The sequence below is a fragment of the Agarivorans sp. B2Z047 genome, from assembly GCF_023373605.1.
In the GTDB taxonomy this organism is placed as follows: Bacteria; Pseudomonadota; Gammaproteobacteria; order Enterobacterales; family Celerinatantimonadaceae; genus Agarivorans; species Agarivorans albus.
In genome coordinates, this window is sequence record NZ_CP088080.1 from 1,760,185 (window position 1) to 1,785,275 (window position 25,091).

The 25,091-nt window shown below is 45.3% G+C and carries 18 protein-coding genes and 4 tRNA genes; 15 read left to right on the forward strand and 7 right to left on the reverse strand.

Annotated features, from left to right (window positions below):
- Positions 1–19 precede the first annotated feature (19 nt).
- From infB to tadA, 6 genes are all read left to right on the forward strand, one after another.
- A complete protein-coding gene (gene infB, locus LQZ07_RS08050) occupies positions 20–2,677 on the forward strand; it encodes a translation initiation factor IF-2 (RefSeq protein ID WP_016402375.1) in 2,658 nt (885 codons plus the stop codon).
- A gap of 90 nt (positions 2,678–2,767) precedes the next feature.
- Complete coding sequence (gene rbfA, locus LQZ07_RS08055) at positions 2,768–3,184, forward strand: 30S ribosome-binding factor RbfA (protein ID WP_016402374.1); 417 nt, start codon at positions 2,768–2,770, stop codon at positions 3,182–3,184.
- Positions 3,184–4,131 carry a tRNA pseudouridine(55) synthase TruB gene (gene truB, locus LQZ07_RS08060; protein ID WP_152779743.1) on the forward strand — a complete coding sequence of 316 codons (948 nt, stop codon included), beginning with the start codon at positions 3,184–3,186 and terminating at the stop codon, positions 4,129–4,131. The genes rbfA and truB overlap by 1 nt, the downstream gene beginning before the upstream one ends.
- A 101-nt stretch (positions 4,132–4,232) precedes the next feature.
- Positions 4,233–4,502, forward strand: coding sequence for a 30S ribosomal protein S15 (rpsO, locus tag LQZ07_RS08065; RefSeq protein WP_016402372.1), 270 nt, complete (start codon positions 4,233–4,235; stop codon positions 4,500–4,502).
- A gap of 185 nt (positions 4,503–4,687) precedes the next feature.
- Positions 4,688–6,802 (forward strand): polyribonucleotide nucleotidyltransferase, encoded by a 2,115-nt coding sequence (gene pnp, locus LQZ07_RS08070; RefSeq protein ID WP_016402371.1) that lies wholly within the window; start codon positions 4,688–4,690, stop codon positions 6,800–6,802.
- 106 nt (positions 6,803–6,908) lie between these two features.
- Positions 6,909–7,448 carry a tRNA adenosine(34) deaminase TadA gene (tadA, locus tag LQZ07_RS08075; RefSeq protein ID WP_368666384.1) on the forward strand — a complete coding sequence of 180 codons (540 nt, stop codon included), beginning with the start codon at positions 6,909–6,911 and terminating at the stop codon, positions 7,446–7,448.
- A 219-nt stretch (positions 7,449–7,667) separates the two neighbouring features.
- On the opposite strand, the gene mltF is transcribed toward tadA, so the two are convergent.
- Entirely contained in the window at positions 7,668–9,137 is a 1,470-nt protein-coding gene (mltF, locus tag LQZ07_RS08080) for a membrane-bound lytic murein transglycosylase MltF (protein ID WP_152779739.1), read from the reverse strand.
- A gap of 180 nt (positions 9,138–9,317) precedes the next feature.
- Here mltF and purL point away from each other — a divergent pair, with 180 nt between their 5' ends.
- Positions 9,318–13,211, forward strand: a complete 3,894-nt coding sequence (gene purL, locus LQZ07_RS08085; protein ID WP_152779737.1) for a phosphoribosylformylglycinamidine synthase — start codon at positions 9,318–9,320, stop codon at positions 13,209–13,211.
- Positions 13,212–13,274: 63 nt separating this feature from the next.
- On the opposite strand, the gene LQZ07_RS08090 is transcribed toward purL, so the two are convergent.
- From LQZ07_RS08090 to LQZ07_RS08100, 3 genes are all read right to left on the reverse strand, one after another.
- A complete protein-coding gene (locus LQZ07_RS08090) occupies positions 13,275–14,936 on the reverse strand; it encodes a methyl-accepting chemotaxis protein (RefSeq protein ID WP_152779735.1) in 1,662 nt (553 codons plus the stop codon).
- A 157-nt stretch (positions 14,937–15,093) separates the two neighbouring features.
- Positions 15,094–16,755, reverse strand: coding sequence for a methyl-accepting chemotaxis protein (locus tag LQZ07_RS08095; protein WP_152779733.1), 1,662 nt, complete (start codon positions 16,753–16,755; stop codon positions 15,094–15,096).
- A 111-nt stretch (positions 16,756–16,866) separates the two neighbouring features.
- Entirely contained in the window at positions 16,867–17,736 is an 870-nt protein-coding gene (locus tag LQZ07_RS08100) for a patatin-like phospholipase family protein (protein WP_152779731.1), read from the reverse strand.
- Between the two features lie 147 nt (positions 17,737–17,883).
- Between LQZ07_RS08100 and LQZ07_RS08105 the strand changes: the two genes are divergently transcribed.
- Positions 17,884–18,696 (forward strand): endonuclease/exonuclease/phosphatase family protein, encoded by an 813-nt coding sequence (locus tag LQZ07_RS08105; protein WP_152779729.1) that lies wholly within the window; start codon positions 17,884–17,886, stop codon positions 18,694–18,696.
- Here LQZ07_RS08105 and LQZ07_RS08110 read toward each other — a convergent pair.
- Both LQZ07_RS08110 and gloB read right to left on the reverse strand, forming a co-directional pair.
- A complete protein-coding gene (locus LQZ07_RS08110; RefSeq protein ID WP_152779727.1) occupies positions 18,686–20,275 on the reverse strand; it encodes a LysM peptidoglycan-binding domain-containing protein in 1,590 nt (529 codons plus the stop codon). The genes LQZ07_RS08105 and LQZ07_RS08110 overlap by 11 nt on opposite strands.
- Positions 20,276–20,337: 62 nt before the next feature.
- Positions 20,338–21,108 carry a hydroxyacylglutathione hydrolase gene (gene gloB, locus LQZ07_RS08115; RefSeq protein ID WP_152779725.1) on the reverse strand — a complete coding sequence of 257 codons (771 nt, stop codon included), beginning with the start codon at positions 21,106–21,108 and terminating at the stop codon, positions 20,338–20,340.
- 71 nt (positions 21,109–21,179) lie between these two features.
- Between gloB and LQZ07_RS08120 the strand changes: the two genes are divergently transcribed.
- Positions 21,180–21,896 carry a methyltransferase domain-containing protein gene (locus LQZ07_RS08120; protein ID WP_016402360.1) on the forward strand — a complete coding sequence of 239 codons (717 nt, stop codon included), beginning with the start codon at positions 21,180–21,182 and terminating at the stop codon, positions 21,894–21,896.
- On the opposite strand, the gene rnhA is transcribed toward LQZ07_RS08120, so the two are convergent.
- Positions 21,893–22,363: a ribonuclease HI gene (gene rnhA, locus LQZ07_RS08125; protein WP_040307318.1), complete on the reverse strand. Its 471-nt coding sequence runs from the start codon at positions 22,361–22,363 to the stop codon at positions 21,893–21,895. The two genes, LQZ07_RS08120 and rnhA, sit on opposite strands and share 4 nt — an antisense overlap.
- Before the next feature lie 51 nt (positions 22,364–22,414).
- On the opposite strand from rnhA, the gene dnaQ reads away from it, so the two are divergent.
- From dnaQ to LQZ07_RS08155, 6 genes are all read left to right on the forward strand, one after another.
- Positions 22,415–23,191: a DNA polymerase III subunit epsilon gene (dnaQ, locus tag LQZ07_RS08130; protein WP_256471378.1), complete on the forward strand. Its 777-nt coding sequence runs from the start codon at positions 22,415–22,417 to the stop codon at positions 23,189–23,191.
- Positions 23,192–23,196: 5 nt separating this feature from the next.
- Complete coding sequence (locus LQZ07_RS08135) at positions 23,197–24,450, forward strand: TIGR03503 family protein (RefSeq protein ID WP_152779723.1); 1,254 nt, start codon at positions 23,197–23,199, stop codon at positions 24,448–24,450.
- Between the two features lie 146 nt (positions 24,451–24,596).
- Positions 24,597–24,673 (forward strand) — tRNA-Asp (locus LQZ07_RS08140).
- A gap of 36 nt (positions 24,674–24,709) precedes the next feature.
- Positions 24,710–24,786 (forward strand) — tRNA-Asp (locus LQZ07_RS08145).
- Positions 24,787–24,809: 23 nt separating this feature from the next.
- A tRNA-Asp gene (locus LQZ07_RS08150) sits at positions 24,810–24,886 on the forward strand.
- A gap of 39 nt (positions 24,887–24,925) precedes the next feature.
- Positions 24,926–25,002 (forward strand) — tRNA-Asp (locus tag LQZ07_RS08155).
- Positions 25,003–25,091 lie beyond the last annotated feature (89 nt).

Below are 25,091 nucleotides of genomic sequence, written 5' to 3' on the forward strand. Positions count from 1 at the left end.
GACGGAGGACAATAGCCCGATGACAGAAGTTTCAATTAAACAACTCGCGACCGACGTGGGAACAAACGAAGATAAATTAATTCAGCAATTTGCAGATGCTGGTATTAAAAAGTCTTTAACCGACAATGTTACTCAAGAAGAGAAAACTAAGCTTCTTGAGCATCTAAAATTACAGCATGGTGAAGAAAGCTCGCCAAGCCGCATGACTTTAAAGCGTACAACCAAGAGCACCCTAAGTGTGTCTGGTACTGGCGGTAAGTCTCGCGCAGTTCAAGTAGAAGTGCGTAAAAAGAAAACTTACGTTAAACGCAGCGCTGTAGAAGAACAAGCGAAGCAAGAAGCTGAAGAAAAAGCACGCCTAGAAGCAGAAGAAGCAGCTCGTGTTGAAGCTGAAGCCGCTGCAAAGAAAGCCGCTGAAGATAAAGCTAAGCGTGAAGCAGAAGAGAAAGTGAAGCGAGAAGAAAAAGCGGCAGCTGCAGCAGCCGCTGCGGCAAAAGCTAAAGAAGCTGAAAAACAGTCTGACGCAGAAAAATCTCCTGAGCAATTAGCTGCAGAGAAAGAAGCTGCCGATATCTTGCGTAAGCAAGAAGAAGCAGCAATTGCGAAAGCTGAGGCCGAAGCTGAGAAAAAAGCAGAAGAAGCGAAGAAGCTAGCAGAAGAAAATGCCGCGCGTTGGGCCGAAGAAGAAAAAGCCCGTAAAAAGCGTGAAGAATCTGCCGATTACCACACAACTACATCTACTTATGCTCGTGCTGCAGAAGATGAGCAAGAGCAAAAAGCTGAAGCTCCTCGCCGCAAAAAGCGTAAAGCTAAGCAAAACGACGATAACAATAACAATCGTCGCGGTGGCCGCAAAGGTAATAAACGTCAAGTTGCTACTCCAACGACTATGCAGCATGGCTTCAACAAGCCTGCGCAACCGGTTGAGCGTGAAGTACGCATTGGCGAAACCATTTCAGTTGGTGAATTAGCTAGCAAAATGGCAATCAAAGCCACTGAAGTGATTAAAGCCATGATGAAGATGGGCGCAATGGCGACCATTAACCAAGTTATTGACCAAGAAACTGCAACGTTGGTTGCTGAAGAACTTGGCCATAAAGTGGTTCTAGTTAAAGAAAACGCGCTTGAAGAACAAGTAATGCAAGAAGCGGAATCAACCGGTGAGCAAACAACTCGTGCACCAGTTGTAACTATTATGGGTCACGTTGACCATGGTAAAACCTCGCTACTAGATTACATTCGTCGCGCTAAAGTTGCCGATGGTGAAGCTGGCGGTATTACCCAGCATATTGGTGCTTACCATGTTGAAACTAACGACAACATGATCACCTTCTTAGATACTCCAGGACACGCTGCGTTTACCTCGATGCGTGCTCGTGGTGCTAAAGCAACCGATATTGTTGTATTGGTAGTGGCTGCAGATGATGGTGTAATGCCACAAACTATTGAAGCGATTCAGCACGCCCGTGCTGCTGAAGTGCCATTAGTTGTAGCGGTAAACAAAATCGATAAAGAAGCCGCCGACCCAGATCGCGTTAAAACTGAACTATCACAACACGATGTTATTCCAGAAGACTGGGGCGGCGACGTGCAATTTGTTCACGTATCAGCGAAAAGCGGTGAAGGTATTGATGACTTATTAGAAGCGATTGTGCTTCAGTCTGATGTGCTAGAGCTTACTGCTAGCCATGTTGGCGCAGCATCGGGTGTGGTAATTGAATCTCGTCTTGATAAAGGTCGCGGTCCAATTGCATCTATCTTGGTACAACACGGTCAGTTAGAAAAAGGCGACATCATTCTTTGTGGTCTTGAATACGGTCGTATTCGTGCCATGAAAGATGAAAACGGTAAAGACATCGAAACTGCCGGTCCTTCAATCCCTGTTGAGATTTTAGGTCTGTCTGGTGTGCCACAAGCTGGTGACGAAGCTACAGTTGTTCGTGATGAGAAGAAAGCCCGTGAAGTTGCACTTTACCGTCAGGGTAAATTCCGTGATGTTAAATTAGCGCGCCAGCAAAAATCTAAACTTGAAAACATGTTTGCCAACATGGAAGAAGGTGAAGTTCAAGAGCTTAACATTGTACTTAAATCTGATGTTCAAGGTTCACTTGAAGCGATTGCTGATTCTCTGTCTAAGCTTTCAACTGACGAAGTTAAAGTTAACATTATCGGCCGTGGTGTTGGTGGTATTACCGAAACTGATGCAACGCTAGCCGCTGCGTCTAATGCTATCGTACTTGGCTTTAACGTTCGTGCCGATGCAACTGCGCGCCGCATCATCGAAACCGAAAGCGTAGATCTACACTACTACAGCGTAATCTATGACCTAATCGATGAAGTTAAGAGTGCAATGACCGGCTTGCTTGCTCCAGAATTTAAACAACAAATTATGGGCTTAGCTGAAGTTCGTGACGTATTTAAGTCACCTAAGCTTGGTGCTATTGCAGGTTGTATGGTACTTGAAGGTCAGGTTAAGCGTTCTAACCCAATTCGTGTTTTACGTGAAAACGTGGTTATTTATGAAGGTGAGCTAGAGTCACTTCGCCGCTTTAAAGATGACGTAAACGAAGTTCGTAACGGTATGGAATGTGGTATCGGCGTTAAGAACTATAATGACGTTCGTGCTGGTGACCAAATCGAAGTATTTGAGATTGTTGAAGTTAAGCGTAGCTTGTAAGCTCACCACTTAATTAATCTCTAAGATGGGGGCTTGCGCCCCCATTTGTGTTTTCAATACTCCCTTGGGAGTGGTATCAGGAGAAATGTGATGCCTAGAGAATTTAGCCGCCCAGATCGGGTAGCCCAACAAATTCAAAAAGAAGTTGCGATGATTTTGCAACGTGAAGTACGAGACTCACGCTTGAGCTTAGTGACAGTATCTGCCGTTGAAGTAACCCGTGACCTTGCTTACGCTAAAGTGTTTGTGACCTTTTTAGACGATAGTGAAGAAGCGGTAAAAGCTAGCTTAGAAGCGCTAGAAGAGCACGTAGGTTACGTTCGTCATTTGTTAGCTAAAGCAATGCGCCTGCGCGCTGTACCAGAATTACGCTTTCAATATGATGGCTCACTTCGTGAAGGTTTGCGTATGACTGAGCTGGCGACTAAAGCAGTTAAAGATGACCAAGAAAAAGCCGAAGCATCAGGTCGTAGCTTGGGCAACGGTGAAGAGCAAGAGGGCGAGTAATGGGACAAGGACGCAGAAAAAAGGGTAGAGCTATTGACGGTATCCTTCTGCTGAATAAACCTACTGGCGTTTCTTCAAACGGAATTTTGCAGCGAGTTAAGCGAATTTATTTTGCTCAAAAAGCCGGACATACTGGGGCTCTAGATCCGCTTGCCACTGGTATGCTGCCAATTTGCTTAGGGGAAGCCACTAAGTTTTCACAGTTTTTGTTAGATTCCGATAAACGTTATCAGGTTACTGCTCAACTCGGTGTTCGAACTAATACCTCTGATTCCGATGGGGAAGTGGTTGAACAGCGTGATGTGAATGTTAATCAAGCCGAGATTGAAGCTGCATTAGCATCATTTCGTGGTGCGATAAATCAAGTGCCTTCTATGTTCTCTGCGCTAAAGCATAACGGTAAACCTTTGTATTCTTATGCTCGAGAAGGCATTACGATTGAACGTGAAGCGCGGCCAATTACTGTTTATGAAAACAACTTTATTTCATTAGATGGCGATATGCTGACCTTAGATGTTCATTGCAGCAAAGGTACTTATATTCGCACCATTATTGATGATCTAGGTGAAATGCTAGGTTGTGGCGCGCATGTAGTTAAATTGCATCGCTCGCAGGTAGCGACTTACCCAAGCGAACGAATGGTGACACCAGAACAATTAGAGGCGTTATTAGAACAAGCTAACGAGCAAGATATTGCTCCTAAAGAGTTGCTTGACCCTTTATTGTTGCCAATGGATTCGGCCGTCGCCCATTTGGCGGAAGTGAATATTCCCGAGACATTAGGTGGATATTTAATGCAAGGCCAAGCGATGCAAGTCGCTGGCGCTCCGTTAAATGACGTGTTCAGGTTAACCATCGGCGAGCAGCATCGTTTTGTTGGAATTGGCCAGCTAAACGATGATGGTTTAGTGGCACCTAAACGCTTGATTCAAAATAGCGATAGTTAGGCGAGTTGCTTGCAACTCATTAGGGCGCACTATATAATACGCGTCCTTCTTCGCTGAGTTAGTGATTGGCGGAGAGTAAATTTACATTTTTAGGAGTTAGTATGTCACTAAGTAGCACTGAAAAAGCAGCAATCGTTGCAGAATACGCACGTGAAGCAGGAGACACTGGTTCTTCTGAAGTTCAAGTTGCTTTGTTAACTGCACAGATCAACCACTTGCAAGGTCACTTCAAGAAGCACATCCACGATCACCACAGCCGTCGTGGTCTACTACGCATGGTTAGCCAGCGTCGTAAATTGCTTGACTACTTGAAGCGTAAAAACCAAGCGAGCTACGCTGAATTGATCGCTAAATTGGGCCTACGTCGTTAATTTTAACGTCGCCAAGAAAGAATACCGAAAGGGAGCCGAATGGCTCCCTTTTTTGTTGCTTAAATAAAAGTCACAAAGTGGTGTGATAACAGTGGTTTTAGTAAGGATAAAGTTATCTTTTGACAAGCCATTGCTTTATACTTTAGCGCGAATTGAAAAGAGAACATAAATTAAAGGAAATTCACGTGAATCCTATCGTAAAAACGTTTAAATACGGTGAGAATACAGTCACCATTGAAACTGGCGCTATCGCTCGTCAAGCTACAGCTGCCGTAATGGTTACTATGGACGATACAACAGTATTTGTATCAGTAGTGGGTAAAAAAACTGCTACACCTGGCCAAGATTTCTTCCCGTTGACTGTGAACTACCAAGAACGTACTTACGCAGCAGGTAAAATTCCTGGTGGTTTCTTCAAGCGCGAAGGTCGTCCTTCCGAAGAAGAAACGTTAATCGCACGTTTGATTGACCGTCCAATCCGTCCATTGTTCCCAGATGGCTTCGTAAACGAAGTACAAGTTGTGGCAACAGTGGTTTCTGTAAATCCACAAGTTCAGCCAGACATCGTGGCGTTAATCGGTACTTCTGCGGCGCTAAGCCTTTCAGGTATTCCATTTAACGGCCCAATTGGTGCTGCTCGTGTTGGTTACATCGATGGTAACTACATCCTTAACCCAACCACAGAAGAGCTACCAGAAAGCAAGCTAGACCTTGTTGTAGCAGGTACCGAAAGTGCCGTTCTTATGGTTGAGTCAGAAGCAGAATTACTTTCAGAAGAAGTAATGCTTGGCGCGGTTGTTTATGGTCATGAGCAATCAAATGCGGTAATTACTGCCATTAACGAACTGTGTGAAGAAGCTGCTAAACCTGCTTGGGAATGGGAAGCGCCAGAAGTTAACGTTGCACTTAAAGATAAAGTAGCAGCATTAGCAGAAGCTAAGTTAACTGAAGCTTACCAAATTACCGACAAAGCAGAGCGTTACGCTGAAGTTGGCGAAATCAAAAAAGCGGTTGTTGAAGCATTAACTGCTGAAGACGAAGCGCTAGACAGCCAAGAAATTGGTGACGAGCTAGGCAAGTTAGAGAAAAACGTAGTTCGTTCACGCATTATTGCTGGTGAGCCGCGTATCGATGGTCGTGAACCAGATATGATCCGTGCGCTAGACGTAATGACTGGCGTATTACCACGTACTCACGGTAGCTCTGTATTCACCCGTGGTGAAACTCAGGCTCTTGTAACATGTACACTAGGTACAGAACGTGATGCACAGATGATTGACTCGCTAGCTGGCTTGCAAACATCTCGCTTCATGCTTCACTACAACTTCCCTCCTTACTGTGTTGGCGAAACGGGCTTCATCGGTTCACCTAAGCGTCGTGAAATTGGCCACGGTCGTTTGGCTAAGCGTGGTGTTGCTGCGGTAATGCCAAGTGCTGAAGACTTCCCATACACTGTACGTGTAGTATCTGAAATCACTGAATCAAATGGTTCTAGCTCAATGGCTTCTGTTTGTGGTAGCTCACTAGCGCTTATGGATGCGGGTGTACCAATTAAAGCTTCTGTTGCGGGTATCGCAATGGGTCTAGTAAAAGAAGGCGACAAGTTCGTTGTTCTTTCTGACATTTTAGGTGATGAAGATCACTTAGGTGACATGGACTTTAAAGTGGCTGGTTCTTCTGAAGGTATCTCTGCATTGCAGATGGATATTAAGATTGAAGGTATCACTAAAGAAATTATGGAAATTGCCCTACGCCAAGCGCAAGGTGCACGTTTACATATTCTAGGTGTGATGGACCAAGCTATCGGTACTTCTCGTGAAGAGATTTCTGAGTTTGCTCCACGTATCCACACGCTTAAGATCAACCCAGAGAAGATCAAAGACGTAATTGGTAAAGGTGGTGCAACTATTCGTGCACTTACTGACGAAACTGGCACTACTATCGAAATCGAAGATGACGGTACAGTGAAAGTTGCAGCAACTGATAACGCGCAAGCTCAAGAAGCGATTAAACGTATTGAGCAGCTAACTGCTGAAGTTGAAGCGGGCCAATTCTACGAAGGTAAAGTTGTTCGCCTTGCAGACTTCGGTGCATTTGTTGAAATCTTGCCAGGCAAAGATGGCCTAGTACACATTTCGCAAATCTCTCAAGAGCGTGTTGCTAACGTTTCTGACCACCTAACTGTTGGTGACATAGTGAAAGTTAAAGTACTAGAAGTAGACCGCCAAGGCCGTGTACGCCTAAGTATTAAAGAAGCGGCAGCGCCTAGCGAAGCACCAGCAGAAAAGCCTGCTGAATAAACGTTTCAATAAATAGCTAAGCCGGCCTTGTGCCGGCTTTTTTGTTTTTGTTAAAGAGTAGGGGGCTTGTTGGGGGCTTTAGTCAGGCAGCTTTCAGGTTTACAATGTGGCGAGCAAAACAGGTAAGGATAAGTACTTGGACAATACCGATATTGACTGGATGAAACATGCGCTGCTGTTAGCAGATAAAGCAGAAGCACAAGGAGAGGTGCCAGTTGGAGCAGTGGTTGTTTACCATGGCGAAGTAGTGGGTGAAGGCTGGAATCAAACGATTACTCTTAACGATGCTACTGCCCATGCTGAGATACTAGCACTGCGAGAAGCAGGCAAGAATATCGGCAATTACCGGCTATTAGATACCACGCTTTACGTTACTTTAGAGCCCTGCTCTATGTGTGCGGGAGCCATGGTGCACGCACGCGTGAAACGATTGGTTTATGGTGCTAGCGATCTTAAAACAGGCGCTGCGGGAAGTGTGTTTAATATTATTGATTGTGAGCAGTTAAATCATCGAGCTGAGGTAGAAGCTGGAGTACTAGCGGAACAGTGCAGTGAGAACATTAGTCGTTTTTTTCGCAAGCGTCGTGAACAACACAAGCTGCGAAAAAAACAACAGAGCAGTGGTCTACTCAGCGACGCTGACTAAACCCATTTCAGTCAAAACATAAGAACGTTGTCTTAACAAAACCTTACGGTGCTGACGAGCCAATTGAATTCGGCGACGTGGCGAGTGAAGGGTAACGCGTTTCTTTCTAATCATACTATCCTCTCCATTGCGTAGGCAGGACGCTTTACAGTTTTTAATCTCCATTACAGATTAAGCATAAAACATGACAGTTATGTGACAAATCGTCAAGATTATTCTTTAGTTAATGGTGTCAACTTCTGTTTTATTTGGTTCACTAGCCTCGATGCTGGGATTATTCACTGGATAAGGTGCACGATTCTTCATTAACTCCTGACGGCGTTGTGACTCTTTTTTCTGAGCATCTAGCCACAAAAGGCTTTGATAATACTGCCTAATGTTGTTTACATAGTTGTAGGCTTCTTGCCCGCGAGCGTAACCATAACGAGTTTGTTGGTACCATTTTTTACGCATAAGCAGTGGCAGGTTTTCTTTAACATCTACCCAAGCATCTGGATCGCCGCCACGCATTCGAGTAATTCGCCTAGCATCTAACATATGGCCAAAGCCAATGTTGTAAGACACAAGAGCAAACCATATTTTGTCATCTTCACGGACGCTATCGGGCACTCGGTTTATTAGTTTTTGCAGGTATTCAGCGCCGCCACGAATGCTTTGTTCTGGATCTAAACGATTAGTTACACCTACCGATTTAGCTGTTGGCAGAGTTAACATCATCATACCGCGCACACCGGTGAAAGATTTAGCATGCGGGCGCCAGTGAGATTCTTGATAAGATACTGCTGCGATCAGGCGCCAGTCTAACTTACCTGCGTATTGCTTAAACCAGTCTTCGTATTTGGGGAGCCGAGTACTGGTAGAGCGTAAGAAGGCCCGAGTATCGACATAATCGAAACGTTGAATGTGGCCAAAATAGCGTTCGTACAAACGAGTAATGTCACCATTGCTGTGTTTATCACCAATAAATTCGATTAGCGCGCTGTATAAACTGTCATCACGCAGGCGGTTTACCATCCAAACTACAGACGTAGATTCGCTTAAGGTAAAAGCTTCAGCTAGGTCTGGGTAAAAGCGTTGATGCAAAGCGAGGGTGGTGTCATCCACCAAGGCGAAGCGGATGTCTTCATCAACAATGCTTTTGAGTAATTCGCTACTGTCTAGGCGGTCTGTGGCTTCAATGGCTAATTCTGGGTGTTCTTTGCGGTAGCTCTTAAGCAAAGGTTGATGATAGCTACCTGTGGTTATCCATAATGGAGAATCCACTTGGCTAATATCACGCGGGCGGCGAGTATTTTTTTTATAAACAACCTTGGCGTCTACTTTATATATCTCTGGAGAAAAGCGAAAGTTTTCGCGTAGCGCATTGGTTGGCGATAGCGCTGCAGCTAATAGATCGACCTGATTGTTATGCAAACCTCGATAAAGCTCTGTTTGGTTATATAAAGGCACCATTTGCAACTCAACACCTAAATAGTTAGCAAAGTCTTCCAATAACTCGTATTCCATGCCCGTAGGTTGTTCATGTTGGTCGTAATAGAAGATTTGCTGGCTATACAAGGTGCCTACGCGCAGTTTTCCACGTTGGCGAATTTGCTCTAGCTCTGAGACAAAGGGGTTGGGTTCGCAGCCTTGTAATACAAACAAAGCGAGCAACGCTAGAAGCAGGGTGAAGCGTTGCTGTTTAATCATCAAATCTGGTTTCCACGCTATTATTTTTATTCGATTTTAGGGATATACGCTTGGCTGTCTAGCTTTAAGCGTTGTTTTCCTCGTCAAGCTAACGTTTTGTTTACCATTGTCGCAGTTTTTATCTATAATACGCGCAATTTTCCCCCTCCCACCTCCATCTGGAAAAGCGAGCACATAAATATGTTGGTACTACGTGGTGCACCTGCACTGTCTGAGTTTCGAATTGCGCAATTGTTAAAACGCTGCGCAGAGCAAGACCTTCCTGTTACAGCTATCTACGCTGAGTTTATGCATTTTGCTGATATCTCAAGTGATTTGACTGATGCTGAACAACAAGTATTAGATAAGTTATTGACCTACGGCCCTACTATTGCCGAGCATCAGCCTACTGGCCAGTTGCTATTAGTAGCTCCCCGTCCAGGTACAATTTCTCCTTGGTCTTCTAAGGCAAGTGATATTGCACATAACTGTGGTTTAGCCAATGTAACGCGTTTAGAACGCGGTATTGCTTACTATGTAGATACCAGTAGCGAACTAAACGAGCAACAAAGCAAACAGCTTAAAAGCTTAATTCACGACCGTATGATGGAAGTGGTATTTGCAGAAACCGAACAAGCTAGCGCATTGTTTGAACACGCAAGCCCTGCACCGTTTGAGTCGGTAGACATTCTATCTGGCGGTAAGCAAGCCTTAGAACAAGCTAACCAAGAATTAGGTTTGGCCTTGGCCGATGACGAAATCGACTACCTAGTAGAAAATTTCGAAAAAATGAAGCGCAACCCTAATGACGTAGAGCTAATGATGTTTGCTCAAGCAAACTCAGAGCACTGCCGCCATAAAATCTTTAATGCTGATTGGACAATCGATGGCGTAAAACAGCCAAAATCATTGTTCAAAATGATTAAAAATACCTATGAATTGAACAGCGATTACGTATTGTCGGCGTATAAAGATAACGCAGCGGTAATGACAGGTTCAGTGGCTGGCCGCTTCTTCCCAAATGCTGAAACTAAGCAATACAACTACCATCAAGAAGATATTCATATCTTGATGAAAGTAGAAACGCATAACCACCCAACGGCAATTTCTCCTTACCCTGGCGCGGCTACCGGCTCTGGTGGCGAAATTCGTGATGAAGGTGCAACCGGTCGTGGTTCTAAACCTAAAGCTGGCATGGTTGGTTTTACCGTTAGTAATCTACGCATTCCAGGTTTTGAGCAAAGCTGGGAAAGTAACTTTGGTAAGCCAAGCCGTATTGTAGATGCTTTAGAAATAATGATTGAAGCACCGTTAGGCGGCGCAGCGTTTAACAACGAATTTGGTCGCCCTAATATTTTGGGTTATTTCCGTACTTACGAAGAGCAAGTAGAAAGCTTTAACGGTAGTGAAGTACGTGGTTACCACAAACCAATCATGTTGGCGGGTGGCCTAGGTAACATTCGTGAAGATCATGTTGAGAAAGGTGAGATTCCGGTTGGTGCTAAAATCATTGTACTTGGTGGCCCAGCCATGAACATTGGTTTAGGTGGTGGTGCTGCCTCTTCAATGGCTTCTGGTCAATCGAGTGAAGATCTAGATTTTGCCTCAGTACAGCGTGAAAACCCAGAAATGGAGCGTCGCTGTCAGGAAGTTATCGACCGTTGTTGGCAACTAGGTGATGCTAACCCTATTGCATTCATTCACGATATTGGTGCTGGCGGTTTATCGAACGCTTGTCCTGAACTGGTTGATGACGGCGGCCGTGGTGGTATTTTTGATTTGCGCAGCGTGCCAAATGATGAACCAGGCATGTCGCCACTAGAAATTTGGTGTAACGAATCTCAAGAGCGTTACATGCTAGCTGTTGCACCTGAGCATTTGGATGTGTTCGACGCCATTTGTAAGCGCGAACGTGCCTTATATGCAGTTATTGGTGTAGCAACAGAAGAGCGTGATTTGATTCTTCACGATTCTCACTTTAACAACGATCCTATTCGTATGCCGCTAGAAGTACTTTTAGGAAAAGCACCTAAAATGCATCGCGACGTCAAAACCGCAACGTTTAATGGCCCGGCCTTTAATGGTGATAAGCTTGATTTAGCAGAAGCCGCAGAACGATTGTTACGTTTACCGGCCATTGCAGAGAAAACCTTCTTAATCACTATTGGTGACCGTAGTGTTACCGGTTTAGTGGCGCGTGATCAAATGGTTGGTCCTTGGCAGGTTCCGGTTGCTAACTGTGCGGTAACGGCGGCAAGTTACGATACCTATCATGGCGAAGCTATGTCGGTGGGTGAGCGCACGCCTGCAGCACTGATTGACCATGCAGCCTCGGCACGCTTAGCGGTAGCGGAAGCATTAACTAACATTGCAGCTACGAACATTGGTTCGTTAAACAACATTAAGTTGTCGGCTAACTGGATGTCAGCAGCTGGTCACCCAGGCGAAGACGCAGGTTTATACGCTGCAGTTAAAGCGGTAGGCGAAGAGCTTTGTCCAGCATTAGGTCTTACTATTCCGGTAGGTAAAGACTCGATGTCGATGAAGACTGCTTGGCAAGATGAAGGCCAAGACAAAGCGGTGACTTCGCCACTTTCTTTAATTATTAGTGCCTTTGCTAAAGTTGAAGATATTCGCTTAACGGTTACCCCGCAGCTGCGTAATGACGCTGGTGATACCGACCTAATTCTTATCGACCTAGGCCACGGTAAAAACCGCTTGGGTGCCTCTTGTTTAGCGCAGGTTTATAAACAGCTTGGTAATAAAGTACCGGATGTAGATTCACCTGAACTACTAAAAGGTTTCTTTAACGCGATTCAAGTACTTACTGCTGAGCAGAAACTGCTTGCTTACCACGATCGCAGTGATGGTGGCTTGTTCACTACTGTTGCTGAAATGGCTTTTGCTGGCCATTGTGGTGTAGACGTAGCGCTAGACTTATTGGCTGGTGATACGTTAGACGTGCTCTTTAGTGAAGAGCTTGGTGCGGTGATTCAGGTTAAAACTGAAGAAAAAGAAGCCGTACTAAACGTTCTAGCTGGACACGGTTTAGCATCTTGTAGCCATGTTATTGGCTCACTAAACGATGATGACGCGATTCGCTTCACCCGTAACGGTGAAGTTGTACTGGCGAATACGCGCACTTATTACCGTGGTATTTGGGCTGAAACAACTTATCAAATGCAAGCGCTGCGTGATAACCCTGAATGTGCCAAGCAAGAATTTGATGCCAAATTTGATGCCGCAGATCCAGGCCTTAATATCGGTTTAAGTTTCGACATCAACGAAGATGTGGCCGCGCCTTACATTGTTAAGGGGTTAAAACCAGAAATGGCGATTTTACGTGAGCAGGGTGTTAACTCGCATCACGAAATGGCAGCCGCCTTTGACCGAGCTGGTTTCGCAGCAGTAGATGTGCATATGAGCGATATTTTGGCTGGCCGAGTGAGCCTAGATAAGTTCGCAGGTTTAGTGGCTTGTGGTGGCTTCTCTTACGGTGACGTACTTGGTGCTGGTGAAGGTTGGGCGAAGTCGATTCTGTTTAACAGCCGAGCGCGTGAACAGTTTAGCGCATTCTTCGAGCGTAACGATTCTTTTGCTCTTGGTGTATGTAATGGCTGTCAGATGTTATCGAATCTGAGCGAGCTAATCCCAGGAGCCGATTTATGGCCGCGTTTTGTACGCAACGAATCTGAGCGTTTTGAAGCACGTTTTAGTTTGGTAGAAGTGCAGCAATCACCTTCTATCTTCCTAAATGGTATGGCGGGTTCACAAATGCCTATCGCAGTTTCTCATGGTGAAGGCCGTGTGGAAGTGCGTGACCAAGCGCATCTAGATGCCTTGGCGAGCAGTGGTACTGTGGCGCTACGTTATGTAGATAACTATGGCGAAGCTACAACTCAATACCCAGCTAACCCTAATGGCTCGCCGCTAGGTATTACTGGCCTTTCTTCAAAAGATGGCCGAGTAACCATTATGATGCCTCACCCAGAGCGTGTATTCCGTACGGTAGCGCACTCTTGGCACCCTGATGACTGGCGCGAAGATAGCCCTTGGATGCGTATGTTCCGTAATGCGCGAGTTAATGTTGGTTAAACAGCACTAAATAAAAAAGCCACCTTAGGGTGGCTTTTTTGTTATTAGAAAGATTGTTTGAGCTTACAAAGTAAAGCGTTTTACCAGCTTTTCTAGCTGCTCGGCACGCTCGTTAAGGTTTAGGCTACCTGCGCGGTTCTCTTGAGCTAGGCTAGCTGATTGACTCGATTGATCGGCAATTTGCACAATACGTTGAGATATTTCTTGGCCCACGTGGCTTTGCTCTTCGGTAGCGGTGGCAATAAGCGCATTCATATCCATGATGTGTTGAATCGACTCTTTAATCAGCTGCAGAGCATCACTGGCGGCATTGGCGCCACTAACGGCTTCGCTACTGCGTTCTTGGCTCGTATCCATTGCGGTAACCGCTGCGTCAGAGCCACTTTTTAATCGTTCAATCATTTCATGAATTTCACCGGTGCTTTGTTGGGTGCGGCTGGCTAATTGGCGAACCTCATCAGCAACAACGGCAAACCCTCGGCCTTGCTCACCAGCGCGTGCAGCTTCAATAGCTGCATTTAGCGCTAATAGGTTGGTTTGTTCGGCAATGCCTTGAATTACCCCTAAAGCCGAGGAAATATTCTGTACATCGCCTTCTAACTTGCTAATCACTTCACTGGCTTGACCAATCTCATCGGCTAGATGTTGCACAGTGGTAACTGCGCTGCCTACCGTAGTCATAGCTTGACCTGCGTTGTTATCAACTTCTTGTGCCGAGTTGGCTGCTTGGTTAGCGTTGTCGGAGACGTCATGAGCCGAAGCTGTCATTTCAGTCATCGCCGTGGCCACTTGTTCAGTTTCTTCACGTTGTTCCACAAGCAGTTGGTCAACGCTGTTGGCGCGATCAGACATCGATGAGGTTTCTTTAGCTACATCAGAAGACACTTTACCTACCATGCTAATAATGTCGTGAAGAAGCGAGATGAAGGCATTAAAGTTATTGGCTAATTGGCCAAACTCATGAACATAGTCAGTTCGCAGGCGTGCGCTTAAGTCTGCATCGCCACTGGCGAGCTTTTCGAAGGACTGATTTAAATCTTGTAGCGGCGCCATAATGCTGCGGTTAATAAAGTAACTGATCACCACAGCTAAGCCGAGCAGGGCAATGCCGGTAATAAAGATAAATAGCATTGACGACTCAAGGCTAGCTTGGGCTTCGGCTTCCAGTTTTGCAATTACGGCGTCAACATCATCGGTATAAAAACCAGTACCAATGAATAAGTCCCATTTATCGAGGTAGATGGCGTAACCTAGTTTTGGTAATGCTTCACTACCACCTGGTTTAGGAAAGTAGTAAGTATAGAATTCACCGTTTTTTGATGCTTTTAGTAAATCACGGATTATGTATTGGTTGTGTTTATCTTGCAGTGACCAAAAGTTATCGCCAATGCCTTTATCACTAGCGCCAAGTAACTTTCGTACCCCGGTCTTGTCATAGCCAAATATGTAACCGCTCTCGCCATACTTTAATCGTTTAAGGGTTGGCATAGCTTGTTCTAGGCTTCCACCGTTTTCATAAATTTCCGCTATTGAGGAGTAGGCCATATCTAAATAAGCCTTTAGTTCTGCTTTTTTCATCTCCATCATGTTTTCTTGTGTTTCTGATGATTGAGCCTGACTCAGAGCTTTAGTTTCGGAGTAGCTTAAAAAAAGCATACTAGCTGCCAAAATAAGAACCGGCCCTAAGGCCAAAATAAGTAAACGTTGGCGTATAGTTAGAGACATAGTTCGCCCCCCTGTGGTTGATGTATTTTAGAGGTATTGTTGAGTTATTATCGGCAGACTAGCACAAGGAATTAAGCTTTTTTGTGAATTGATTCTGCTACTTAGAATTAGGTATAAAAAAGCCCCTTTAATTAAAAGGGGCTTTGCTAAAAACTCTTTATAAAGTGAAGCGTTTCACTAATTCTTCAAGCTGTTCTGCGCGTTCATTGAGGTTAACACTGCCACTGCGATTTTCTTGCGCTAAACCGGCAGATTGACTGGATTGGTCAGCAATATGCACAATGCGCTGGGAGATCTCTTGGCCTACATGGCTTTGCTCCTCAGTTGCCGTTGCGATGAGGGCATTCATGTCCATGATGTGTTGAATAGATTCTTTAATCAGCTGCAGCGCATCACTGGCCGCGTTAGCACCGCTTACGGCTTCACCACTGCGCTCTTGGCTACTATTCATGGCTGACACCGCAGCATCGGAGCCGCTCTTGAGGCGTTCAATCATGCCATGAATTTCACCGGTGCTTTGTTGGGTACGACTGGCTAATTGACGAACTTCATCGGCCACCACTGCGAAGCCTCGGCCTTGTTCACCAGCTCGGGCCGCTTCAATGGCGGCGTTCAAGGCCAGCAGGTTTGTTTGTTCGGCAATGCCTTGAATCACCCCTAAAGCAGAAGAAATATTCTGCACATCCCCTTCAAGCTTGCCTATCACCTCACTCGCTTGGCCTATTTCATCGGCCAGTTGCTGCACCGTTGTTACTGCGGTGCCCACGGTACTCATTGCTTGGCCAGCGTTAGTATCAACTTGTTGGGCAGAGTTTGCCGCTTGATTAGCATTGTCAGAAACATCGTGAGCAGATGCGGTCATTTCTGTCATAGCAGTAGCCACTTGCTCGGTTTCTTCACGTTGTTCTACCAGCAGTTGGTCAACGCTATTGGCGCGGTCTGACATTGAAGAGGTTTCTTTGGCAACGTCGTGGGCAACATTACCTACCATGCTGATGATTTCGTGGAGTAATTCGATGAAGGAATTAAAGTTAGTTGCTAGTTGACCAAACTCATGCACGTAGTTGGTGTCGAGTCTGGCGCTTAAGTCTGCATCGCCACTAGCGAGTTTTTCAAAGGAGTTATTTAGGTCTTGTAGCGGCGCCATTATGCTTCGATTAATAAAGTAACCGATGATAAGCGCAAAGCCGAGTAAGACAGCTGCTGTTAGCCCTAGGAACATTAGAGATGATTGCAGGCTGTCTTTTGCATGTTCTTCTAAGCTTGTAATTACCGCTTCTACATCATCGGTGTAAAAACCGGTGCCCATCATTAAGTCCCAGCGGTCTAAGTAAATGGCGTAGCTGAGTTTCGGCAAGGCTTCGCTGCCGCCAGGTTTAGGGAAATAGTAGGTGTAAAATTCGCCTTTTTTCGAGGCTTTAATCAGATCTTGAATTAAGTACTGGCCTTGTTTGTCTTGCAGTGACCAAAAATTATCGCCAATGCCTTTATCTAATGTGCCCATAAATACCCGAACACCTTTATTGGTATAACCGAACATATATCCGGTTTCGCCATATTCTAGGCGTTGTAATATGGGTAAGGCTTGCTCTAGGGTTCCACCATTTTCATAGATTTCGGCCACCGCAGAGTAGGCTAAACCCATATAGGCTTTTAGCTCATCCTTTTTCATATTAAGCATGTTTTCTCGGGTTTCTTTAGATTGCCCTTGGGTGAGTTTTTGGGTCTCGGAGATGGTCAGGAGCAAAATACTAACGGCCAAAATAAGCACGGGCGCTAGTGATAGAAAGAGTAAGCGTTGGCGAATAGTTAGTGACATAGTCTACGTTCCGAATGGTTTATTTTTTGGTTTTTTTAAGTGTAGACGGCTATGCGCTTTACAGGCTGTGAAGCGGTTTTAGTAGCTTGAAAACGTGATCAAGCCATTGTTTTAAATATGTTTGTTGTCAGCTTGCGGAGCCGGGTGCTGTTGGTGCCATATTTTAGCGGGCACGATGTTAATGGCAGTTTGATAACCGGTGTCGAATAAACGTAACTTTGCTTCGTCGTTGAGGTGAAAATCGACCGGTGAGGTATTGCCAGTATTTACTACGATGGTTCTATGCCAAAACTTCTCGTTAACATACTCTCTTGAAATGGTGGTCATGAAAGTTCTAATTAATAATGAAATGTACGCGGCAAGGGGGAAAATTCCATTAGTTTGCAATGGCTTTATGTCATTGTCGCCTCGTAGCCTAAAGCAGATGACAGGGGTGCCATCTTCAGCCCAATCTTGATGAAGAGCATCTTCCGATAATATGCTGCCATCTACCATTAAGTGGTCTTGGTAGGGCTTAAAAGAAAAAATCAGAGGAATAGACATAGAAAAACGCACTGCTCGCGATACTTTTTCGTGAGGGGTGCGAATAGCATCAAATACAACTGGTGAGCCAGAGCGTACATCGGTGGCTACTACATGTAACTGCATCGGCAGCTGGCTAAAAGTGACGCCATTAAGTAAGTCATCGATCCACTCTTCAAACTTGTCGCCTGAACAAAGCCCGCCATTTCGTAGCAAGCTGATCAGCGAAAAGCCTTTGAACTGCTCGAAGTCGGTATCTAAGGCAATGGCTTTTATTTGCTCTACATCCATACCGCTAGCAAATAAGGAGCTGATAATACTGCCCCCAGAAACGCCCACAATATGTGAAAAATGAACATTTAGCTCTTTTAAGCCGGCTAGAATCCCAATATGGGCGGGTAGGCGGGTGCCACCGCCAGCAAATATGGGAACTAGTGTCCTTGGCTCTTGAGATTGCATTTGCTTATCCATTATTTGATGATAGCTCAAGTATGTCGCAAATTTGCCAAGCCGCTAGGCTTTGCCAAAATATCTTTCTATTTACGGGCTGTTTTATCGGTTTTGTTTTTTTATCTAAGTTTTGCGTGAGGGCTTAATGTGCGAGTGATGCGTTGGTTTTTCCAAGCTATGTTAATAAGCACTTTGTTTGTTTTATTAAGCTCTGCTGCTTATGCGCAGCTGCCCGTTTGTGACAATCAAACGCTAGATTACCACCCTGCGAATATACAGAATATTCAAGCCCTGCCAGATACTGCAGACTTTTCTGTTTTAGTTTGGAATAGCTATAAAGGCCAAAATCAAGGCTGGACAGAACAGCTAGAACAGTTCTCACAACAAGCCGATTTTATGCTGCTTCAAGAAGCCAGCAGAGAGCGCATGTTGGCTTGGTCTGAAGGACCTCAATGGCACCAGTATCAAGCTATCGCCTTTGAGTGGCTTGGTGATGGACTAGGAGTAATGAACTTGGCCAAGTTTGCTAGTGAGGAAAACTGTTTGGCTTTAAGTACCGAGCCGTGGATAAGAGTACCGAAATCAGCGTTATTGCAGTTATACCAATGGCAACAGCAGCAATTATTGCTGATCAATATGCATAGTATTAATTTCACTCTCAGTGAAGAAGATTATTTGCGGCAACTCCAGCTGCTTGGTCCGTGGCTGGCGGGGTACCATGGCGCTGTGATTTTAGCTGGTGATTTTAATACTTGGAGCAGTGCGCGTTTAGCAGTGCTAGAGCAGTTTATTACTGCGCACCAATTAAAAACGGTGAGGTTTAAGCCAGATAGGCGAACTCGCTTTTTTGGAAAAGCTTTAGATCACGTGTTTTATCGTGGATTACGGGTGAATCAGAGCGAGAGCATTGTGACCGAGAGTTCTGATCACAATGCCTTGTTGGTGCACTTCCGTTTTGCTAAGCGCTAACTTCAGCCACGTTGATATACAGCTTTAACTTCTGACCTGGCTGTAAATAGTGATTTTTGTTTAGGTCATTCCACTTCAATAAATCGGTCACTGACACTTTAAATTTTTGGGCGATGCGAGACAGTGAATCTCCGTTGCGTACTTTATAGGTAACGGTTTGAATATGGTTTTTATTGGCTTGAGATTTTTGCCAAATCACCAGCTTTTTACCCGGTTTTAAAGTGTCGGTTGGCGCCATGCTATTCCATTTTGCAATGTTGCGGTGCGACACCTTATATTTCTGCGCAATGCTCCAAAAGCTATCCCCTGACTTCACCGTGTAATTTAGCTTAATGTCGCCACGAGGTTTGTTTTGTTGGCTAGCTAAACGTTGGCTTTGGCTAAGGGTGTAAGCATTCTGATTACGCGACGATACTGGTACCAACAAATGTTGACCAATGCGAATAGTATTGCTGCTTAGCTGGTTAAGCTCTCGGATCTGTTTGCTGGTAGTGTTATAACGCTTGGCGATGACACTAAGGCTGTCACCTGACTTCACTTTATAACGCGCCCATTGCATGCGCTCTTGTTTAGACAAAGAGGCAAGAGCTACTTCAAAATTAGGCACATTTTTCTTTGGCACTAACAAGTAGTGCGGGCCATTAGGTGCGGTAGCCCAACGGTTAAAACCTGGGTTCAGTTTATGTAATTGATCAAGTTTAATATTGGCTAAATCTGCGGCTAGCGCTAAGTCGATTTGGCTATAAGTATCAACTTTTTCAAAATGCGCTTTGTTGGCAATTTCAGGGATATTTAGCTGGTACTCTTCGCGATGTTGTAACATTTGGCTTAGTGCCAATAGTTTAGGCACATAAGCGCGGGTTTCTCTAGGCAGGTTTAGCGACCAAAAATCAGTAGCTTTGCCAGCGTTAGCGTTGGCGCGAATAGCACGTCGAACGCGACCTTCGCCAGAGTTGTAGGCAGCAAGAGCATGTAACCAATCGCCATCAAAGTATTTATGTAGATACTCAAGGTAATCGAGTGCGGCATGAGTAGAGGCATATACATCGCGGCGTCCGTCGTACCACCAATTTTGCTCAAGACCAAAGCGTTTACCTGTACCAGGGATTATTTGCCAGATTCCCGCTGCACGCCCATGGGAGTATGCAAAGGGTTGAAAAGCACTTTCTACGATGGGTAAAAGCGCTAGCTCCAAAGGCATTTGGCGGCGTTCAATTTCTTCAACAATAAAAAACAAGTAAGGGTCGGCTCTAACTGATACACGGCGCATGTAGTCGGGGTGTTTTAAAAACCAGTTAAGTTGAGCTTGTAGGCGTTTGTTGTTCTCTGGCAGAGGAATGGCCAGTTGGTCCTCAATTCTAACCCAAACGTCGTGATAAACCGGAGCTTGAGGCTCTGGCTCTGCTTCAGGTTGTACCTGAACCTTCGCTTCTTCAACTTCCTTTACTTGGTCTGCTTTAGTTTGCTGCTCGCTAGCGTCTACAGCATTAGCATCTACTAATTGTTCAGTAACTTGAGGATTAGTGAGTTGGCAAGCGCCCAATAATAAAGAAAAAAGGCCAACAATGAGCGCTTTCATGATTTATCCATTTACGTAAAATTCAGTGCTCAATGGTATTGAGCTAAAGCTAGTTTGGCAAGTCAGAAGCGGTCTTTCCATGATCTTAGGCCAGCGAATACTGCTATCTCATTGTTTAATGGTTGTAATTCAGCCAACTCAACCGCTGCCTTAATATTTTCATTATTGCAGCGTAAAAAGGGATTTATCGCCAATTGCTGATTTAAGCTAGTAGGCAGGCTGGGTAGACCCATTTGGCGAAGCTTACTTATTTGTTGCTGATAACTCAGTAACTCCGCATTATCTGGTTCTACACTAAGTGCAAATTGTAAGTTGGCTTGAGTGTATTCATGCGCTGCATAAATTAGGGTGTCGTTTGGTAAGTCCTTAATTTTTTCTAAAGACTGGTGCATTTGTTGGGCGCTGCCTTCAAATAACCTTCCACAACCCGCCGAAAATAAAGTATCGCCAATAAACAAGTGACCTTTGCTTAGGTAGGCAATATGGTCAAGGGTGTGGCCTGGCACTTCAAGCACCGAGAAAGGCTGGTTTAAACCTTCGGGAGTGAAGCTATCTGATTGTTTTACTGCTTGATGCTTAAACGTGTACTTAGCGTTTTTGGGGGCGTAAACTTTAGCCTGCGGATAACTGGCCAATAGCCTTTCAACACCGCCAATATGATCGGCATGATGATGAGTAATAAGTATGGCGCTTAACTGGCCGCCAATATCTTTAAGTCGCTGTTCTACTGGCGCAGCGTCTCCTGGGTCAACCACAACACAATCGTTTGAACTTACCTCTTTTATTAACCAGATATAGTTATCATTAAAGGCGGGTATATGGATGATTTGCATTATGATATCTCTGTCGTTAAAGTCGATGACACATTATTGCCTTAACTGCAGTAGATTGGTACGGGGAATTGATGAAGCCGGCGAAAATTCGTGAAGTAATTGCAAGCCCTGACTTCTGGCAAGATCTGCCATTAGGCGATTGGTTAATGGAGCAGCAGCAAAGTTTGCTTGACCAGCACCTGCCTGTGGCCTTTGGTTATCACATGTTAAAACTGGGTAATTTAAGTGCTCAGTTAAACTGCCATGCCTCGATGATACGTCACCAACTAAATGTGGCTAAACAAGGACACTTAATTGGCTTACGTGCTCATCCCGAGCAACTTCCTTTTCAAGAAAGCAGTATTGATTTATGCCTGCTAGCCCACAGTTTAGATTTTTCGAAAGATCCCCATCAGATATTGCGTGAGGTAGAGCGAGTACTCACAGCCGATGGTTACCTGATTATCAGCGGTTTCAATCCATTTAGCTTATTGGGCATGCGTCGTTATTTTCCCTTCAGAAAACGTGGAATGCCTTGGTCGTGTCGCATGTTTACCCCTGCGCGGGTGAAGGATTGGTTAAACCTATTAGGTTTTGAAGTGCTTAATGATGAACGTTTTGCTTATACCTCATTTGTAAATAGCCGACCCGCGCCGCAATGGTTTGAGCGTTGGGGCAAGCGTTATTTTCGCGCTACCGCATCGGCGTATTTTATAGTGGCGCGTAAACGCCGTGCACCGCTAACCCCGGTTAAAAAGGCCTGGAGAGTGAAACAACGCATTCCGGTGCCTTCGTCAATTAGTGGCTAGGTTTGTTGTTCGTACACTTCGTCGATTAAGCTGGCGTTGTTAGTGGCAGCTTCGCGGGCGAGGTCGTCTACTCGTTCGTTTTCTGGGTGTCCAGCGTGGCCTTTCACCCAGTGCCATTCAACTTGATGGCGTTGACAGGCTGCATCTAAGCGCTTCCATAAATCGGCATTTTTTACCTCGGCTTTTGCAGCGGTTTTCCAATCTCGCTTTTTCCAGTTGTGGATCCATTGGGTAATACCTTGGCGAACGTATTGACTATCGGTAGTTAACACCACCTTGCAGGCTTGGGTTAGGCTTTCTAGGCCAATAATGGCCGCTAGCATTTCCATCCGGTTGTTGGTGGTGAGTCGGTAGCCTTGGCTAAGCTCTTTGCGATGAGCTTGGTAAACTAGCAGTGCTCCATATCCACCAGGACCTGGGTTACCTAAACATGAGCCATCGGTAAACAAGTGGACTTCTTTTGCCATATTTTTGTTAAACTTGCAGGATTATCTGCTTAGTGTCGCATAGGAGTTGTTGTGAACCAATCCAAGAGCCATCGCTTAATTGTATTTGATACTGAAACCACCGGTATGAATGATAGTGGCGGACCTATCTATCAAGGACACCGCGTTATTGAAATTGGCTGTGTGGAAGTTATCGACCGAAAGCTAACCGGTAATACCTTTCATGTGTATATCAACCCTGAGCAGTTGATTGATGAAGAGGCAATTCAAGTTCACGGTATTACCGATGAATTTGTCGCAGATAAGCCTTTATTTAGAGATGTTGCCCATGATTTTGTTGAGTTTATTCGTGGCGGCGAGTTGGTGGCACATAACGCAAACTTCGATATTAGCTTCCTAGATCACGAGTTTGAGATGATGTCGCGAACCTTGGCTCAAGCGATGCCCAAATGTGCCGATATCTGTACTATCACCGATTCATTATTGGTGGCGCGGCGTGGTGAATACAATAAACGTGAAGTACAAATGGCGGGCAATAAGCCTTTACCTTCACGTAAAAACTTAGACTCCTTAAGTGATTACTATGGTGTAGATCGCACATCACGGACTTACCACGGCGCATTACTGGATGCCGAATTGCTGGCCGACGTTTTCTTAAAAATGACCGGTGGCCAAAATAAGTTAAATTTAAAGCAAAAGGGCAGTGGGGATGGAGTTGGCGTTCGTTTGATTGATTCTAATCGTGCCCCTCTAAAAGTAGTATTTGCAACAGAACAAGAGCTCAGCGAGCACCAGGAGCGCTTAGACCTTGTCGAGAAAAAGGGAGGCCAGTGTCGCTGGCGCAACTAAACTTGATGATAAATAAACTTTTGTGGCTGTTGTTGTGTGTTGTGATTCCTGTACAAGCATCAACCATTTTCGAAAATCGAGATATTCCTTTAATCGATAATCGTTTTCGCCTCGATCAAACTATTGATAAGGCAACTTTTCTTTTATATCGCTCTCCCGGTTCTCCTGCCGCTATTTTGGTGCGCCCCGATGGCAGCAAAATTTATGCTTGGGATGTGCCGAAAAATGTCAGTTGGCTAGAAACCGACGAACTCGACATTGTGACCATTGAAAAACCGATGCGAGGCCCTTGGCAGGCGGTGGCTGAAAACAAAGGCCGTAACCGCATTCGTATTCTCAGTGATATCGACTTAACAGTTGATCCAATCCCTCACCAACTCTATCAAGGAGAGCGTTTGCGTGTAACGGCGCGCCTAAGCAGTAAAGGCGAGCGGATTGACTTAGAAGTTATGCTTCAAGAAGCACTAATGAACGTTGCCTTGATGCGTCAGCAACTGCTCGAAGACCAAACTGTAGAAGTGCGTCGCGACGAGTTAGGTAAGTTTTTTGACGATGGCAAAGATTATGATGAGTATGCCGACGATGGCGTGTTCACTACTTTTATCAAGTTAGAAGCTCGCCCCGGCAAGTACGAAATGATCGTTAGCACCTTAAACCAGATTTTTACTCGTGCTCAAATCTCTCCGGTGCTGATATATCCTAATCCTGTAGAAATAAAGGTTATGTCGCCAAAAGACGAAGAGCGTCAAGCGCGGATGGCCTTGGTGATAGATACCGACGAAATTAGGCCAGAGTCGGTAGTGATTAGCGGTAAGGTTTATAACAATGTAGGTTGGGAGCAAGACTTCCAAACCTATGCTGAAAGTGATGAGTTTACCGTAGACCTTCCCACACCCACCGAGCAAGGGCGCTATCGTGTTATGGGCACCTTATTGGCGACCACTATTCAAAATCGCGAGATAGTTATCGACTTGCCAGAGGAAGACTTTGTGATCCTTCCTCCGCCGCCACCGCCTCCAGAACCAGTGGTAATAGAAGAGGTGGTAGTTCCAGAGCCAGAAATGTCGCTGTGGCTAGTTATTTTACTTTATGTCTTTGGATTTTTGCTGTTAGCAGGCGCTGCTTTTGGTTTTATATGGTGGCGAAAACGTAAGGCCTTTGAGGCGGCATTAAAAGGTGCTAGAGAAGCTCCCGCAGCAGAGCCAAGCGCAGAACCCAAAATGGATGAAGCCAGTAGCTTAAAGATGCCATCGGAGTGATTTATAAGCTGGTTTGGCTAAAAGCTCGACGCTTTGGCTAAAACATCAGCGCTTGAACGAATTTTTAAAGAAATAAGACAATTCTTTGTTGACTCGTAATAGGCATAACCGTATTATCTGCGCCGCACCAGACGAGATGGTTCTGCGGAGTGGTAGTTCAGTTGGTTAGAATACCGGCCTGTCACGCCGGGGGTCGCGGGTTCGAGTCCCGTCCACTCCGCCAAGTCTGTTTAGTCTGTGTGTAATGTTTCGATGTAGCGGAGTGGTAGTTCAGTTGGTTAGAATACCGGCCTGTCACGCCGGGGGTCGCGGGTTCGAGTCCCGTCCACTCCGCCAACGACGAAACAATTTAATGCGTAGGAGTGGTAGTTCAGTTGGTTAGAATACCGGCCTGTCACGCCGGGGGTCGCGGGTTCGAGTCCCGTCCACTCCGCCAGCATTAAAGTAGTAATACAATCGTGACGTTAGTATATGCGGAGTGGTAGTTCAGTTGGTTAGAATACCGGCCTGTCACGCCGGGGGTCGCGGGTTCGAGTCCCGTCCACTCCGCCACTACTAAACAAGAGCCTCGTTAAGCGAGGTTTTTTTGTGCCTGAAATTCGAGGGATTAGGCTTTAAGGTTTACTCAAAGCCTTAATTAG

What these genes read in the sequence shown, in the direction of transcription:
- infB (WP_016402375.1), top strand. Translation starts at nt 20, where the DNA reads ATGACAGAAGTTTCAATTAAACAACTCGCGACCGACGTGGGAACAAAC.
- rbfA (WP_016402374.1), top strand. Translation starts at nt 2,768, where the DNA reads ATGCCTAGAGAATTTAGCCGCCCAGATCGGGTAGCCCAACAAATTCAA.
- truB (WP_152779743.1), top strand. Translation starts at nt 3,184, where the DNA reads ATGGGACAAGGACGCAGAAAAAAGGGTAGAGCTATTGACGGTATCCTT.
- rpsO (WP_016402372.1), top strand. Translation starts at nt 4,233, where the DNA reads ATGTCACTAAGTAGCACTGAAAAAGCAGCAATCGTTGCAGAATACGCA.
- mltF (WP_152779739.1), bottom strand. Translation starts at nt 9,137, where the DNA reads ATGATTAAACAGCAACGCTTCACCCTGCTTCTAGCGTTGCTCGCTTTG.
- purL (WP_152779737.1), top strand. Translation starts at nt 9,318, where the DNA reads ATGTTGGTACTACGTGGTGCACCTGCACTGTCTGAGTTTCGAATTGCG.
- LQZ07_RS08090 (WP_152779735.1), bottom strand. Translation starts at nt 14,936, where the DNA reads ATGTCTCTAACTATACGCCAACGTTTACTTATTTTGGCCTTAGGGCCG.
- LQZ07_RS08095 (WP_152779733.1), bottom strand. Translation starts at nt 16,755, where the DNA reads ATGTCACTAACTATTCGCCAACGCTTACTCTTTCTATCACTAGCGCCC.
- LQZ07_RS08100 (WP_152779731.1), bottom strand. Translation starts at nt 17,736, where the DNA reads ATGCAATCTCAAGAGCCAAGGACACTAGTTCCCATATTTGCTGGCGGT.
- LQZ07_RS08105 (WP_152779729.1), top strand. Translation starts at nt 17,884, where the DNA reads ATGCGTTGGTTTTTCCAAGCTATGTTAATAAGCACTTTGTTTGTTTTA.
- LQZ07_RS08110 (WP_152779727.1), bottom strand. Translation starts at nt 20,275, where the DNA reads ATGAAAGCGCTCATTGTTGGCCTTTTTTCTTTATTATTGGGCGCTTGC.
- gloB (WP_152779725.1), bottom strand. Translation starts at nt 21,108, where the DNA reads ATGCAAATCATCCATATACCCGCCTTTAATGATAACTATATCTGGTTA.
- LQZ07_RS08120 (WP_016402360.1), top strand. Translation starts at nt 21,180, where the DNA reads ATGAAGCCGGCGAAAATTCGTGAAGTAATTGCAAGCCCTGACTTCTGG.
- rnhA (WP_040307318.1), bottom strand. Translation starts at nt 22,363, where the DNA reads ATGGCAAAAGAAGTCCACTTGTTTACCGATGGCTCATGTTTAGGTAAC.
- LQZ07_RS08135 (WP_152779723.1), top strand. Translation starts at nt 23,197, where the DNA reads ATGATAAATAAACTTTTGTGGCTGTTGTTGTGTGTTGTGATTCCTGTA.